The organism is Streptomyces sp. NPDC127117 (assembly GCF_042677325.1).
GTDB lineage: Bacteria > Actinomycetota > Actinomycetes > Streptomycetales > Streptomycetaceae > Streptomyces.
In genome coordinates this window covers 83,823-97,649 of record NZ_JBHXTM010000006.1, presented here as the reverse complement: position 1 = coordinate 97,649, position 13,827 = coordinate 83,823, and the positions used below count along the sequence as shown (strand labels likewise).

General features: G+C 68.6%; 15 protein-coding genes. 5 read left to right on the top strand and 10 right to left on the bottom strand.

Annotation, left to right across the window (positions count from 1 at the left end; genetic code table 11):
* Positions 1 to 61 precede the first annotated feature (61 nt).
* Positions 62 to 811, top strand: a complete 750-nt coding sequence (locus tag ACFVH0_RS07865; protein ID WP_385818691.1) for an ABC transporter permease — start codon at positions 62 to 64, stop codon at positions 809 to 811.
* A 13-nt stretch (positions 812 to 824) separates the two neighbouring features.
* Entirely contained in the window at positions 825 to 1,397 is a 573-nt protein-coding gene (locus ACFVH0_RS07860) for a cob(I)yrinic acid a,c-diamide adenosyltransferase (RefSeq protein WP_365238700.1), read from the top strand.
* A 33-nt stretch (positions 1,398 to 1,430) separates the two neighbouring features.
* On the opposite strand, the gene ACFVH0_RS07855 is transcribed toward ACFVH0_RS07860, so the two are convergent.
* Positions 1,431 to 1,982, bottom strand: a complete 552-nt coding sequence (locus ACFVH0_RS07855) for a hypothetical protein (protein ID WP_385818690.1) — start codon at positions 1,980 to 1,982, stop codon at positions 1,431 to 1,433.
* A 151-nt stretch (positions 1,983 to 2,133) separates the two neighbouring features.
* Here ACFVH0_RS07855 and ACFVH0_RS07850 point away from each other — a divergent pair, with 151 nt between their 5' ends.
* The 3 genes from ACFVH0_RS07850 to ACFVH0_RS07840 all read left to right on the top strand — a co-directional run bounded on the left by ACFVH0_RS07850 (position 2,134) and on the right by ACFVH0_RS07840 (position 6,032).
* Positions 2,134 to 3,330 carry a sensor histidine kinase gene (locus ACFVH0_RS07850; RefSeq protein ID WP_385818688.1) on the top strand — a complete coding sequence of 399 codons (1,197 nt, stop codon included), beginning with the start codon at positions 2,134 to 2,136 and terminating at the stop codon, positions 3,328 to 3,330.
* Positions 3,327 to 3,977, top strand: coding sequence for a response regulator (locus ACFVH0_RS07845; RefSeq protein ID WP_385818686.1), 651 nt, complete (start codon positions 3,327 to 3,329; stop codon positions 3,975 to 3,977). The genes ACFVH0_RS07850 and ACFVH0_RS07845 overlap by 4 nt, the downstream gene beginning before the upstream one ends.
* Positions 3,978 to 4,154: 177 nt before the next feature.
* Entirely contained in the window at positions 4,155 to 6,032 is a 1,878-nt protein-coding gene (locus ACFVH0_RS07840; protein ID WP_385818684.1) for a glycosyl hydrolase family 18 protein, read from the top strand.
* 114 nt (positions 6,033 to 6,146) lie between these two features.
* Here the strand turns inward: ACFVH0_RS07840 and ACFVH0_RS07835 are convergent, their stop codons facing one another.
* The 9 genes from ACFVH0_RS07835 to atpB all read right to left on the bottom strand — a co-directional run bounded on the left by ACFVH0_RS07835 (position 6,147) and on the right by atpB (position 13,822).
* On the bottom strand, positions 6,147 to 6,593 hold the full coding sequence (locus tag ACFVH0_RS07835) for a DUF2550 domain-containing protein (RefSeq protein WP_385818831.1): 447 nt from the start codon (positions 6,591 to 6,593) through the stop codon (positions 6,147 to 6,149).
* Positions 6,594 to 6,734: 141 nt separating this feature from the next.
* Complete coding sequence (locus ACFVH0_RS07830) at positions 6,735 to 7,109, bottom strand: F0F1 ATP synthase subunit epsilon (protein ID WP_148839239.1); 375 nt, start codon at positions 7,107 to 7,109, stop codon at positions 6,735 to 6,737.
* A 110-nt stretch (positions 7,110 to 7,219) separates the two neighbouring features.
* On the bottom strand, positions 7,220 to 8,662 hold the full coding sequence (gene atpD, locus ACFVH0_RS07825; RefSeq protein ID WP_385818683.1) for a F0F1 ATP synthase subunit beta: 1,443 nt from the start codon (positions 8,660 to 8,662) through the stop codon (positions 7,220 to 7,222).
* Positions 8,662 to 9,576, bottom strand: coding sequence for a F0F1 ATP synthase subunit gamma (locus ACFVH0_RS07820; RefSeq protein WP_317862146.1), 915 nt, complete (start codon positions 9,574 to 9,576; stop codon positions 8,662 to 8,664). The genes atpD and ACFVH0_RS07820 overlap by 1 nt, the downstream gene beginning before the upstream one ends.
* A 3-nt stretch (positions 9,577 to 9,579) precedes the next feature.
* Positions 9,580 to 11,151 carry a F0F1 ATP synthase subunit alpha gene (atpA, locus tag ACFVH0_RS07815; RefSeq protein WP_385818681.1) on the bottom strand — a complete coding sequence of 524 codons (1,572 nt, stop codon included), beginning with the start codon at positions 11,149 to 11,151 and terminating at the stop codon, positions 9,580 to 9,582.
* 138 nt (positions 11,152 to 11,289) lie between these two features.
* Positions 11,290 to 12,105, bottom strand: coding sequence for a F0F1 ATP synthase subunit delta (locus tag ACFVH0_RS07810; RefSeq protein WP_385818680.1), 816 nt, complete (start codon positions 12,103 to 12,105; stop codon positions 11,290 to 11,292).
* Positions 12,102 to 12,647 carry a F0F1 ATP synthase subunit B gene (locus tag ACFVH0_RS07805; RefSeq protein WP_385818678.1) on the bottom strand — a complete coding sequence of 182 codons (546 nt, stop codon included), beginning with the start codon at positions 12,645 to 12,647 and terminating at the stop codon, positions 12,102 to 12,104. Before ACFVH0_RS07805 ends, ACFVH0_RS07810 begins: the two co-directional genes overlap by 4 nt.
* Positions 12,648 to 12,685: 38 nt before the next feature.
* A complete protein-coding gene (gene atpE / locus ACFVH0_RS07800) occupies positions 12,686 to 12,913 on the bottom strand; it encodes an ATP synthase F0 subunit C (RefSeq protein WP_030386954.1) in 228 nt (75 codons plus the stop codon).
* A gap of 72 nt (positions 12,914 to 12,985) precedes the next feature.
* Positions 12,986 to 13,822, bottom strand: a complete 837-nt coding sequence (gene atpB, locus ACFVH0_RS07795; protein ID WP_259931969.1) for a F0F1 ATP synthase subunit A — start codon at positions 13,820 to 13,822, stop codon at positions 12,986 to 12,988.
* Positions 13,823 to 13,827 lie beyond the last annotated feature (5 nt).

Here is a 13,827-nt window from a genome sequence, read left to right as displayed (position 1 = left end):
ATCCGTCAATCCGTCACCTCGTCACCGAATCGCCGAATCGCCGAATCGCCGAAGGAATCCGATGCTTCTCCACGACACCGCGCTCGTCTTCGGGCGGTACGCCCGGCAGACCCTGCGCTCGAAGTTCCAGATCCTCTTCGGCATCCTCATGCCGCTGCTCTACCTGCTCTTCTTCGGCCCGCTGCTCACCGGACTGCCGCTCGGCTCGGCCGGTGACTCCTGGCAGGTCCTGGTCCCCGGTCTGCTGCTCCAGCTGGGGCTGTTCGGGGCCTCGTTCGCCGGGTTCGCCATCATCATCGACAAGTCGACCGGGGTCGTGGAGCGGATGCGGGTCACCCCGGTCAGCCGGCTGGCGCTGCTCCTGGGCCGGGTCCTGCGCGATGCGCTGCTGTTCACGTTCCAGGCGGTGCTGCTGGTGCTCGCCGCCGTGGTCATGGGGCTGCGCGCGCCCCTGCCCGGGGTGCTGATCGGCTTCGCGTTCGTCGGGCTGCTGACGGTCTCGCTGGCCTCGCTCTCGTACGCCCTGGCCATGAAGGTCGGCACCCCGCAGGAATTCGGCCCGGTGATCAACTCGCTCACCATGCCGTCCATGCTGCTGTCCGGCCTGATGCTGCCGATGACGCTGGGCCCCGGCTGGCTGGACGTGCTGTCGCACCTCACACCGTTCCGGTACCTCGTGGACGCGGTGCGGGACGCGTACGTGGGCTCGTACGCCACCGCGCACATGCTCTACGGGGTGCTGGTCTCGCTCGGATTCGCGGCGGTCGCCGTGGCAGTGGGCACACGCGTCTTCCGGAGGGCAGGTGCCTGACTAGGCTGACCGCATGGTCAATCTGACACGTATCTACACCCGCACCGGCGACCAGGGCACCACCGCCCTCGGCGACATGAGCCGGACCGCCAAGACCGATCTGCGGATCTCCGCGTACGCCGACACCAATGAGGCCAATGCCGTCATCGGTACCGCGATCGCGCTCGGACAGCTCCCCGAGGATGTCGTGAAGGTGCTCGTCCGCGTGCAGAACGACCTGTTCGACGTGGGCGCGGACCTGTCGACCCCGGTCGTCGAGGATCCGAAGTACCCGCCGCTGCGGGTGGAGCAGAGCTACGTCGACAAGCTGGAGGCGGACTGCGACCACTTCCTGGAGCAGTTGGAGAAGCTGCGCAGCTTCATCCTTCCGGGCGGCACGCCCGGTGCGGCGCTGCTGCACCAGGCGTGCACGGTGGTCCGGCGCGCGGAGCGGTCCACCTGGGCGGCGCTGGAGGTGCACGGCGAGGTGATGAACGCGCTGACCGCGACGTATCTCAACCGGCTCTCCGACCTGCTGTTCATCCTCGCGCGGACCGCGAACAAGGAGGTCGGGGACGTGCTGTGGGTGCCGGGCGGCGAGCGGTAGCCGTCCCGGCCCGCCGACCGGGACGGGCCGGGGTCAGCTCGACGGCCCCGGCCCCGGCGCCGTCTTCGGGAACAGCGTGTAGCTCCCCGCGATGACCACGTTGATCCCGATCACGAACAGCATCTTCTGCTGCCACGCCTGCAACGACGACACGTCGCCGTCCCCGCCCACGTACCAGACGGCCGCCTGGAGCAGCGCCAGGGCCGTCACCGCCGCGACCGTCCAGCGCGCCGCGACCTTCCACTCGTGCACCGCGCGCGCCATGCCGTACTTCGGCGGTTTCACCGGCGGCGGGCCGCCCGCGAAGCGGTGCGCGACCCGGGCGTCGACCCAGCGGATCGTGGAGTGGCCGAGCCCCACCGTGAAGCCGATGTAGACCGCGGCGAGCCCGTGCTTCCAGTCGGGCTGTGCCCCGTTCTTCAGGTCGATGGCGGTCACCACCAGCAGGACGACCTCCAGCAGCGGCTCGCACAGCAGCACGGCCGCGCCCAGCCTCGGCTTCTTCGCCCAGTAGCGCAGCGCGAGCCCCGCGGCCAGCAGCACCCAGAAGGCGACTTCGCAGAGCACGATCAGCGTGACGATCACGGCACTTCTCCTTCCCGTTCCCTCCAGCCTTCCGGCCGCACCGCCCGGATTCGTCGTCTGCTGTGAGGAACCGTGACTGCATCCTTCGATGTACGCGCGCCTCACCCCTGGTACGGAGGTCCGGGCGCGGCCCGCCGTGTTGGATGGGAGAGTGCTCCCCCTTCCCCGGCCGCACCGCCACGACGTGCTCCTGGCGGTCATCGGTCTCTTCGGCGGCCTCGTCCTGTGGGCGCTCGGCCTGAGCCTCCAGGGCAACCGGACCTTCGTCGCCCCGTGGGTCTCCCTGCTGCCGCTCGCCGTCGTCTCGGCGCTCGAACTGGTCCGCCGGACCGCCCCGCAGACGGCCCTGGTCATCGGCACGCTCGCACTGGTCGCGGACCAGTTCACGGTCGGGAACCTGGCGACGGTCCTGATGTTCACGGACCTCATGTACGCGGCCGTGCTGTACGGGACGCCGTCCGCCGCCCGCCGCATCCCGGTGACCACGTTCCTGCTCACCATCGCGATCACCATCGGGTTCCTGGCCTGGTTCCGCAACGCCCAGGCACTGCTCATCGGTGTCGTCACCGCAATGGTGTCGTTCCTGCCGGCCATCACCGGGGTCAGCGTCCGCAACCACCGCGACGCCGCCGAGACGGCCCGGCTGCACGCCGAACAGACCGCGCTGCTCGCCGAGATGGACCGGGCCCAGGCGGTGACCGCCGAGCGCACCCGGATGGCCCGCGAGCTCCACGACATGGTGGCCAACCACCTCTCCGCGATCGCCATCCACTCCACCGCCGCGCTCTCCATCGACGACCCGGCCACCTCCCGCGACGCCCTGGGCGTGATCCGGGAGAACAGCGTCGACGGGCTCGCCGAGATGCGCCGGCTGATCGGCCTGCTGCGCACCGGCGGCGGGGCGCGGGAACCGGCCGCCTCCCCCACCCTCGCCTCGCTGGACGCACTGATCGAGCAGACCCGTACGAACGCCGCGTCGAGCGGGCTGACCTGCACGTTCGAGGACACCCGGGACGAGGGCGGCGCACTGCCCACACCGGTCGAGCTGGCCGCGTACCGGATCGTCCAGGAGTCCCTGACGAACGCGCTCAAGCATGCCGCGCCCGGCCCGGTCACGGTGCGGATCGGGCAGTCCGGGCAGCTGCTCACGGTGGAGGTCGGCAGTGTGTTCGGGGACCGCCCCGGGCCGCGCGCGCCCGGCTCCGGGGCCGGTCTGGTGGGGATGCGGGAGCGGGTGGCGCTGCTGGGCGGCACGATCGAGGCCGGACCGTCGACCGACGGCGGCGGTACGAAGATCTGGCGGGTACGGGCCGAACTGCCCGTGGAGGAAGGGGCGTCGAGGACATGACGATCCGGGTTGTGGTCGCCGAGGACCAGTCGGCCGTACGGGCGGGGCTGGTGCTCATTCTGCGAAGCGCCCCCGACATCGAGGTCGTGGGCGAGGCCGGGGACGGCGAGGAGGCGGTGCGGCTGGCCCGCGCGCTCCGGCCTGACCTGGTGCTGATGGACGTTCAGATGCCGCGGCTGGACGGGGTGTCGGCGACCAGACAGGTGGTGGCCGAACGGCTCGCGGACGTACTGGTGCTGACCACGTTCGACCTGGACGAGTACGTCTTCGGGGCGCTGCGGGCGGGGGCCGCCGGCTTCCTGCTGAAGAACACCGACGCGCGCGATCTGCTGGACGCCGTACGGACGGTGGCGCGCGGCGAGGGGCTGATCGCCCCGGCCGTGACGCGCCGGCTGATCGCGGAGTTCGCCGGGGCCTGTGCCGTACGGCCGGTGAACGCGCCCGACGCCTCGGTGCTCGACGCACTCACCCGGCGGGAGCGGGAGGTTCTGGGCTGTCTCGGCGAGGGTCTGTCGAATGCCGAGATCGCGGTCCGGCTCTCGGTGGCGGAGGCGACGGTGAAGACGCATGTGAGCAGGCTGCTGGGCAAGCTGGAGCTGCGCAGCCGGGTCCAGGCGGCGGTGCTGGCACAGGAGTTGGGAATCTGAGAACCCGCCAGTAGGGCATGTTCCATGGTCTGGACCTCTTGACGATTGGTCCAGACCTTCCTAATCTCACCGAGCACACTGCGGTGAGCACGCCATGACAAGGCGTGCTCAGGGCGGCGCAGGGTTTGCAGTCGACGGACCACCCCCGTTTGTCCGGACCTCACCCGAGGAGCACCGTTGAGCACTGAAACCCCCCTACGCCGGACCCGATTCAGACTCGGGACCGGCAGAGCCACCAGATCCAGAGCGGTAGCCGGCCTCACCGCGCTGCTGCTACCGCTCGCCGCGATGGTCGGCCTGGCCTCCCCCGCCGAGGCCGCCACCTCGGCGACCGCCTCCTTCGTCAAGAAGTCCGACTGGGGCAGCGGCTTCGAGGGCCAGTGGACGGTGAAGAACACCGGCACCACCGCCCTGTCCTCCTGGACCATCGAGTGGGACTTCCCCTCCGGCACCGCGGTCGGCTCCGCCTGGGACGCCACCGTCACCAGCTCCGGAACCCACTGGACCGCCAAGAACCTCGGCTGGAACGGTTCGGTCGCCCCCGGCGCCTCCGTCAGCTTCGGCTTCAACGGCACCGGCCCCGGCGCCCCCACCGGCTGCAAGCTGAACGGCGCCTCCTGCGACGGCGGCAGCGTCCCCGGTGACAACGCCCCCTCGGCACCGGGCACTCCCACCGCGAGCGCCGTCACCGACACCTCGGCCAAGCTGAGCTGGACCGCCGCGACCGACGACAACGGCATCAAGAACTACGACGTGCTGCGGGACGGAACGGTCGTCTCGACCGTCACCGGCACGACGTACACGGACTCCGGTCTCAAGGCCGGAACCGACTACTCGTACACCGTGCAGGCCCGTGACACCGCGGGCCAGACCGGCCCGGTCAGCGGCGCGGTCAAGGTCCACACCACCGGCGGGGGCGGCAATCCCGACCCTGGCACCGGCGGCAAGGTCAACCTCGGTTACTTCACCGACTGGGGCGTCTACGGCCGGAACTACCACGTCAAGAACCTGGACACCTCGGGTTCCGCCGCGAAGATCACGCACATCAACTACGCCTTCGGTAACGTCCAGGGCGGCAAGTGCACCATCGGTGACTCCTACGCCGACTACGACATGGCGTACACCGCCGACAAGTCCGTCGACGGCGTCGCCGACACCTGGGACCAGCCGCTGCGCGGCAGCTTCAACCAGCTGCGCAAGCTCAAGGCGAAGTACCCGCACATCAAGGTGCTGTGGTCCTTCGGCGGCTGGACCTGGTCCGGCGGCTTCGGTGAGGCCGCGAAGAACCCGGCCGCGTTCGCCGACTCCTGCTACAAGCTGGTGGAGGACCCGCGTTGGGCCGATGTCTTCGACGGCATCGACATCGACTGGGAGTACCCCAACGCCTGTGGTCTGACCTGTGACACCAGCGGTCCGGCCGCGCTGAAGGGCCTCACCTCGGCGCTGCGCTCGAAGTTCGGCAGCAACAACCTGGTGACGGCCGCCATCACCGCCGACGGCTCCGACGGCGGCAAGATCGACGCCGCCGACTACGCCGGCGCCGCCCAGTCCCTGGACTGGTACAACGTGATGACATACGACTTCTTCGGCGCCTGGGACGCCAAGGGCCCGACCGCCCCGCACTCCCCGCTCACCTCGTACAACGGCATCCCGAAGGCCGGCTTCAACTCCGCCGACGCCATCGCCAAGCTGAAGGCCCAGGGTGTCCCCGCCGCCAAGATGCTGCTCGGCATCGGCTTCTACGGCCGCGGCTGGACCGGTGTCACCCAGGACGCCCCCGGCGGCACCGCCACCGGAGCCGCCCCCGGCACCTACGAGGCCGGCATCGAGGACTACAAGGTCCTCAAGAACAGCTGCCCGGCCACCGGCACCGTCGCCGGCACCGCGTACGCCCACTGCGGCACCAACTGGTGGAGCTACGACACCCCCGCCACCATCGCGTCCAAGATGACCTGGGCCAAGGGCCAGGGCCTGGGAGGCGCGTTCTTCTGGGAGTTCAGCGGCGACACCGCCAACGGTGAACTCGTCGGCGCCATCAACAGCGGTCTGAAGTAACCCCCACGGTCTGAACAAGCCGCACGGTCCGAAGCCCCCCACCGGCACCGTGCGGCACCCCGGAAAGCAACCGGGGAGACGGGTCCGCCCCCCGCCTCCCCGGTTTTCCCATGTCTAAGCCACGTTGACCCGCTGGCCGGGCGGAGCAGCCTCCAGCCAGGCGAGGAATCCGGTAAGCGCGTCCTCGCTCATCGCCAGCTCCAGGCGGGTCTCCCGGTGGAGACAGCCGAGCACCACGGCGTCGGAGAGCAGCGCAAGCTCCTCCTCGCCCTCGGGGAGCCGCCGGGCGACCACCTCGATAGCGGAACGCTCCAGGACCCGGCGGGGTCGAGGAGCGTAGGAGAAGACCCGGAACCAGTTGATCCGGTCCTCGCTGTACCGGGCGACCCCGTACACCCAGCCCTTGCCCGAGAGATCGGGCTCCTCGGACACGTTCCATCGCAGGCTGCAGTCGAAGGTCCCGCCGGAGCGCTGAATCAGCCGCCGGCGCAGACCGAAGACGAAGAGTCCAATCAGAACCAGTGCGACGACCAGCCCGCCCACCCACAGCGCGAGGAACATCTCCACCGACCTCCTCGCGTCGTCGAGTAACGGATACCGCCAGAACTACAACCGCACCTGCATCGCCTCAGCCGCGACACGGTCTGGAGTGGTCTCCAGCTCGGGCCGCGGCTGAGGGTAAAGCTACGTGGTCGCGGGGCGCTAGCGCACCGCCACCGCACGCAGTCGCACTTCGGCGCGCCGCTCGGAGGCAGCGTCCGTGTCCGACTTCGCGCGCTCCAGCGCACGCTCGGCGCGCTGGACATCGATCTCGTCCGCCAGCTCCGCGATCTCGGCGAGCAGCGAGAGCTTGTCGTCCGCGAACGAGATGAAACCGCCGTGCACAGCGGCGACCACGGTCCGGCCGTCGCTCGTACGGATCGTCACCGGGCCCGATTCCAGCACACCCAGAAGCGGCTGGTGACCGGGCATGACGCCGATGTCGCCGGACGTGGTGCGCGCGACGACCAGGGTGGCCTCGCCGGACCAGACACTGCGGTCCGCGGCGACCAGCTCGACGTGCAGCTCAGCAGCCAAGGGTGGCTCCTCGGGTCACCACCCGGCCGTTCGAGCCGGGTGTTGGGTCAATTCTACGGGGCGTGGTGAGGGGGGCGGGACACACCCACCCCCCTCGGTGAGCCAGGGGCTCAGGAGACGCCGAGCTCCTTGGCGTTGGCCTTCAGGTCCTCGATGCCACCGCACATGAAGAACGCCTGCTCGGGGAAGTGGTCGTACTCGCCGTCGCAGATCGCGTTGAACGCGGCGATCGACTCGTCGAGCGGCACGTCCGAACCGTCCACGCCGGTGAACTGCTTGGCGACGTGGGTGTTCTGCGACAGGAAGCGCTCGACACGACGGGCACGGTGGACAACGAGCTTGTCCTCCTCGCCCAGCTCGTCGATACCGAGGATCGCGATGATGTCCTGGAGGTCCTTGTACTTCTGGAGGATCCCCTTGACACGCATGGCGGCCGCGTAGTGGTCCTCCGCGATGTAACGGGGGTCCAGGATGCGGGACGTGGAGTCCAGCGGGTCCACGGCCGGGTAGATGCCCTTCTCGGAGATCGGACGGGAGAGAACCGTCGTCGCGTCGAGGTGGGCGAACGTGGTGGCCGGGGCCGGGTCGGTCAGGTCGTCCGCGGGGACGTAGATCGCCTGCATCGAGGTGATCGAGTGACCACGGGTCGACGTGATGCGCTCCTGCAGCAGACCCATCTCGTCGGCCAGGTTCGGCTGGTAACCCACCGCGGACGGCATACGGCCGAGCAGGGTGGACACCTCGGAGCCGGCCTGGGTGTACCGGAAGATGTTGTCGATGAAGAAGAGCACGTCCTGCTTCTGCACATCGCGGAAGTACTCCGCCATGGTCAGACCGGCCAGCGCGACACGGAGACGCGTGCCCGGCGGCTCGTCCATCTGACCGAAGACGAGGGCCGTCTTGTCGATGACGCCCGAGTCGGCCATTTCCTCGATGAGGTCGTTGCCCTCACGGGTGCGCTCACCGACACCGGCGAACACCGACACACCGTCGTGGTTGTTGGCCACGCGGTAGATCATTTCCTGGATCAGAACGGTCTTGCCGACACCGGCACCACCGAACAGACCGATCTTTCCACCCTTGACGTACGGGGTGAGCAGGTCGATGACCTTGACGCCGGTCTCGAACATCTCGGTCTTGGACTCGAGCTGGTCGAAGTTGGGCGCCTTGCGGTGGATCGGCCAGCGCTCGGTGACCTCGGCGTTCGCCTCGGGCTTGTTCAGGATCTCACCGAGGGTGTTGAACACCTTGCCCTTGGTGATCTCACCGACGGGGACCGTGATGCCGGTGCCCGTGTCGGTCACCGCGGCCTGGCGGACCAGACCGTCGGTGGGCTGCATCGAGATCGCGCGGACCACGCCGTCGCCGAGGTGCTGGGCGACTTCGAGGGTCAGCGTCTTGAGCTTGCCGTCCTCGGCCGGGTCGGCCACCTCGACGGTCAGCGCGTTGTAGATCTCCGGCATCGCGTCGACGGGGAACTCCACGTCGACGACCGGGCCGATGACCCGGGCGACGCGGCCCGTGGCAACGGCCGTCTCAACTGTGGTCGTCATTACTTGTCACTCCCCGCGGTCGCGTCGGCCAGCGCACTGGCACCACCGACGATCTCGCTGATTTCCTGGGTGATTTCGGCCTGGCGGGCCGCGTTGGCAAGCCGGGAGAGCGTCTTGATGAGCTCACCGGCGTTGTCGGTGGCCGACTTCATCGCACGGCGGCGGGCAGCGTGCTCGGAAGCAGCGGCCTGCAGCAGCGCGTTGTAGATCCGGCTCTCGACGTACCGCGGAAGCAGGGCGTCGAGGACGTCCTCCGCCGACGGCTCGAAGTCGAACAGCGGCAGGATCTCGCCCTTGCCGTCCTCGTCCTTCGTGGCATCGAGACTGAGCGGCAGCATCCGGTCGTCGACCGGGTTCTGCGTCATCATCGACACGAACTCCGTGAAGACGATGTGCAGCTCGTCCACGCCGCCCTCGGCGGTCTCCTGGGTGACCGCCTCGATCAGCGGGGCCGCAGCCCGCTTCGCATCCGCGTACGTCGGGCTGTCGGTGAAGCCGGTCCACGAGTCCGCGAGCTTGCGCTCACGGAAGCCGTAGTAGGCGACACCCTTGCGGCCGATCACATAGGTGACGACCTCCTTGCCCTCGCCCCGGAGCCGCTCGGTCAGTCGCTCCGCGGCCTTGATGGCGTTGGAGGAGTAACCGCCGGCCAGACCGCGGTCGCTCGTGATGAGCAGGATCGCGGCCCGTGCCGGGGTCTCGGCCTCGGTGGTCAGCGGGTGCTTGGTGGTGGAGCCGGTCGCCACCGCGGTCACCGCACGGGTGAGCTCGGTCGCGTACGGCGTCGACGCCGCCACCTGGCGCTGCGCCTTGACGATGCGCGAGGCGGCGATCATCTCCATCGCCTTGGTGATCTTCTTCGTGGCGGTGACGGAGCGAATGCGGCGCTTGTAAACGCGAAGCTGAGCGCCCATCGATCAGCCCTCGCCCAGGAGCTTGCCGTCCGAGGTCTCGAACTGCTGCTTGAAGGCGGCGACCGCGTCGGCGACCGACTGCAGCGTGTCGTCGGACATCTTGGCGCCCTCGGCGATGCTGGTCAGGAGGTCCTTGCGCTCACGGCGCAGGTACTCCAGCAGCTCGCTCTCGAAGCGACGGATGTCCTCGACCGGGACGTCGTCCATCTTGCCGGTGGTGCCGGCCCAGATGGAGACGACCTGCTCCTCGACCGGGTACGGGGAGTACTGCGGCTGCTTCAGCAGCTCGACCATGCGCTTACCGCGCTCCAGCGACGCCTTCGAGGCCGCGTCCAGGTCGGAACCGAAGGCGGCGAACGCCTCCAGCTCGCGGTACTGGGCGAGGTCGACACGGAGACGGCCGGAGACCTGGCGCATCGCCTTGTGCTGGGCGGAACCACCGACACGCGAGACCGAGATACCGACGTTCAGGGCCGGACGCTGGCCGGCGTTGAACAGGTCGGACTCCAGGAAGCACTGACCGTCGGTGATGGAGATGACGTTGGTCGGGATGAACGCCGACACGTCGTTCGCCTTGGTCTCGACGATCGGGAGGCCCGTCATCGAACCGGCGCCCATCTCGTCGGAGAGCTTCGCGCAGCGCTCCAGCAGACGCGAGTGGAGGTAGAAGACGTCGCCCGGGTAGGCCTCACGGCCCGGCGGACGGCGCAGCAGAAGCGACACGGCGCGGTAGGCGTCGGCCTGCTTCGAGAGGTCGTCGAAGATGATCAGGACGTGCTTGCCCTGGTACATCCAGTGCTGGCCGATGGCCGAACCGGTGTACGGCGCCAGGTACTTGAAGCCGGCCGGGTCGGACGCCGGGGCGGCGACGATGGTCGTGTACTCGAGCGCGCCGGCCTCTTCGAGGGCACCGCGCACGGAGGCGATGGTGGAGCCCTTCTGACCGATGGCGACGTAGATGCAGCGCACCTGCTTGTTCACGTCGCCCGAGCGCCAGTTGTCGCGCTGGTTGATGATCGTGTCGACGGCCAGAGCGGTCTTACCCGTCTGACGGTCACCAATGATCAGCTGACGCTGGCCGCGGCCGATCGGCACCATCGCGTCGACGGCCTTGTAGCCGGTCTGCATCGGCTCGTGCACCGACTTACGGACCATGACGCCAGGGGCCTGCAGCTCGAGGGCGCGGCGGCCGTCGGTCGCGATCTCGCCGAGACCGTCGATCGGGTTGCCGAGCGGGTCGACGACGCGGCCGAGGTAACCCTCGCCGACGCCGACGGAGAGCACCTCACCGGTGCGCTGCACCGGCTGGCCCTCTTCGATGCCGCTGAACTCGCCGAGGACGATGGCACCGATCTCGCGCTCCTCAAGGTTGAGGGCGAGACCGAGGGTGCCGTCCTCGAACTTCAGCAGCTCGTTCGCCATGGCCGAGGGAAGACCCTCGACCTTCGCGATGCCGTCGCCGGCAACGCTGACCGTACCGACCTCCTCGCGCGAGGCCGCGTCCGGCTTGTACGACTGGACAAAGTTCTCCAGCGCGTCCCGGATCTCCTCCGGCCGGATCGTGAGCTCCGCCATCTGGGTTCCCTGCTCTCCTTGTTGGGCCCGAAGTTTCTTAAGGGGGTCTGGGGGCCGACCCCCAGGAATCTTCTGCAATTTCTGCACGGCCCAACCGGGCCGCTGGTCTTGCTCTGTTCTGTTGCTGCGCTGTACCGGTCAGCCGGCCATGCGTCGGGTCGCCTCGTCGAGGCGCTCCGAGATGGTGCCGTTGATGACCTCGTCACCGACCCGCACCGCGATCCCGCCGAGGACCGTGGGGTCCACGTCGAGGTTCAGGTGCATCGGGCGGCCGTAGATCTTCGCCAGCGCGGCGCCGAGGCGCTGCTTCTGCCGATCGCTCAGCGGAACCGCCGAGGTGACCACGGCGACCATGCGCTCCCGGCGGTCCGCGGCCAGCTTGGAGAGGGACTCCAGTCCCTCTTCCAGGCTACGTCCACGCGGCTGGGTGACAAGCCGCGTGACGACGCGCTCGGTGGCGGGCCGTGCCTTGCCGCCGAGCAGGCTGCTCAGCAGCTGCGCCTTGGCGGACGCGGACGCGGACCGGTTGGTGAGCGCGGCGCGCAGCTCCTTGTCGGAGGCGACGATCCGGCCGAACCGGAACAGCTCGTCCTCGACGTCGTCGAGGTCTCCGCCGCGCTGGGCGGCGGTGAGGTCTGCGATGTTCGCCAGTTCCTCGACCGAGTCGACCAGGTCGCGCGACTGCGACCAGCGGGAGCGGACCATGCCGGAGATCAGGTCGACGGTCTCGCCGCCCACCTGACCGCGCAGCAGTCGTCCGGCCAGCTCCGCCCGGGCCTCGCCGGCCTGCGACGGGTCGGTCAGGACCCGCCGCAGTGAGACCTCGCGCTGGAGCAGCGCCGTCACGGCGGCCAGCTCCTCGGCGAGCTTCGCCGCGTCGACCGACGTGTTGTCGGTCAGCGCGTCGAGCGACTCACGTGCGGCAGCCAGTGCCTCGCGGCTCGCGCCGTTCATCGGACAGCCTCGGCCTTCGCCTCGAGCTCGTCGAGGAAACGGTCGACGGTGCCGCTCTGCCGGGCGTGGTCCTCAAGGGACTCGCCGACGAGCTTGCCGGCCAGGTCGGTGGCGAGCTTGCCAACGTCCTGACGCAGCGCGGAGGCCGCGGCCTTGCGGTCGGCCTCGATCTGGGCGTGGCCGGCAGCGATGATCTCCTCGCGCTGCCGCTGGCCTTCCGCCCGCATCTCCTGCAGGATCACAGCGCCCTGCTCCTGCGCCTCCTGGCGCAGGCGCGCGGCCTCGTGACGAGCCTCGGCGAGCTGAGCCTTGTACTGCTCAAGAACGCTCTGGGCCTCGGTCTGGGCCGCATCGGCCTTTTCGATACCGCCTTCGATGGCCTCACGGCGCTCTTCCAGAACCTTGTTGATGTTCGGAAGAAGCTTCTTGGCGAGGAAGCCGAAGACGATGACGAAGGCGATCAGACCGATGACGAGCTCAGGGATCGGCGGAATGAGCGGATTCTCCGCCTCTTCGGCCGCGAGCTGAACCAGGGGGTTCACATCAGTGCCTTTCGTCGGAACGGACTAGTCGCGGTTCGTCAGCTGTAGACGAACGGCATGACCAGACCGATGAGGGCGAGCGCCTCACAGAAGGCGAAGCCGAGAATCTGGTTGGCGCGGATCAGGCCGGCAGCCTCGGGCTGACGGGCGAGGGCCTGGGTGCCGTTACCGAAGATGATGCCGACGCCGACGCCGGGGCCGATGGCGGCCAGGCCGTAGCCGACGGAGCTGAGGGAACCGGTGACGGCGGCAAGGGTCTGGGACATGCCAGTTCTTCCTTCTCTTTCACGGACCGGTGGGGGTTGGCCACCGGACGACTGGGGGTATGGGAGGCGCGATCAGTGGTGCTCGGCGACAGCGCCCTGGATGAAGCTGCACGCCAGGAGCACGAAGACGTACGCCTGAACAGCCTGGATGAAGAGCTCGAAGGCCGTCATCACGATGACCATCACGAACGAGACGCCCGCGTAGGCGATTCCGATGCCGTTGAGCAGGTACCAGCTGGCGATGGTGAAGAGCAGCAGCAGCGTGTGACCGGCGAACATGTTCGCGAAGAGTCGGACCGCGTGCGTGAAGGGCCGGACCACGACGTTCGAGAAGAACTCGATGACCATGACCATCGGGAGCACCGGGCCGAGCGACTTGTCGTAGCCCGTCAGGTTCTTGAAGCCGCCGACGAAGCCGTGGCGCTTGAAGGTGATGCTCATCCAGAGGACGTAGACGATCAGGGCCAGCCCGGCCGGGTAGGCAATGACCGACGTCACCGGGAACTGGGCGAGCGGGATGATCGACCAGAGGTTCATCATCCACACGAAGAAGAAGATCGACACCATCAGCGGGACGTACTTCTCGCCCTCGCGCTTGCCGAGCGTCTCGTAGACGATCCCCCGGCGAACGAAGTCGTAGCCGGCCTCGGCGACCATCTGCAGCTTGCCCGGAACGACCTTCGGCTTACGGAAGGCGGCCCAGAAGAAGCCGACGATGATGACCGTACCGAGGAGCGCCAGCAGCATCGTCTTGTTGAAGTAGATGTTGCTGTCCGCGTCACCGAAGATCGGCTCGAACAGGAAAGAGTGCAAGCCAGGACCCGGGAAACCACAACCGGAGAAGATGTGGCAATCGGTCTCGAAGGCGAGCACCTGTGTCGGGTCAGCACTCACCGCGGGCTCCTTCAGCGTGG

What these genes read in the sequence shown, in the direction of transcription:
- ACFVH0_RS07865 (WP_385818691.1), top strand. Translation starts at nt 62, where the DNA reads ATGCTTCTCCACGACACCGCGCTCGTCTTCGGGCGGTACGCCCGGCAG.
- ACFVH0_RS07860 (WP_365238700.1), top strand. Translation starts at nt 825, where the DNA reads ATGGTCAATCTGACACGTATCTACACCCGCACCGGCGACCAGGGCACC.
- ACFVH0_RS07845 (WP_385818686.1), top strand. Translation starts at nt 3,327, where the DNA reads ATGACGATCCGGGTTGTGGTCGCCGAGGACCAGTCGGCCGTACGGGCG.
- ACFVH0_RS07835 (WP_385818831.1), bottom strand. Translation starts at nt 6,593, where the DNA reads ATGTTCCTCGCGCTGTGGGTGGGCGGGCTGGTCGTCGCACTGGTTCTG.
- atpD (WP_385818683.1), bottom strand. Translation starts at nt 8,662, where the DNA reads ATGACGACCACAGTTGAGACGGCCGTTGCCACGGGCCGCGTCGCCCGG.
- ACFVH0_RS07820 (WP_317862146.1), bottom strand. Translation starts at nt 9,576, where the DNA reads ATGGGCGCTCAGCTTCGCGTTTACAAGCGCCGCATTCGCTCCGTCACC.
- atpA (WP_385818681.1), bottom strand. Translation starts at nt 11,151, where the DNA reads ATGGCGGAGCTCACGATCCGGCCGGAGGAGATCCGGGACGCGCTGGAG.
- ACFVH0_RS07810 (WP_385818680.1), bottom strand. Translation starts at nt 12,105, where the DNA reads ATGAACGGCGCGAGCCGCGAGGCACTGGCTGCCGCACGTGAGTCGCTC.
- atpE (WP_030386954.1), bottom strand. Translation starts at nt 12,913, where the DNA reads ATGTCCCAGACCCTTGCCGCCGTCACCGGTTCCCTCAGCTCCGTCGGC.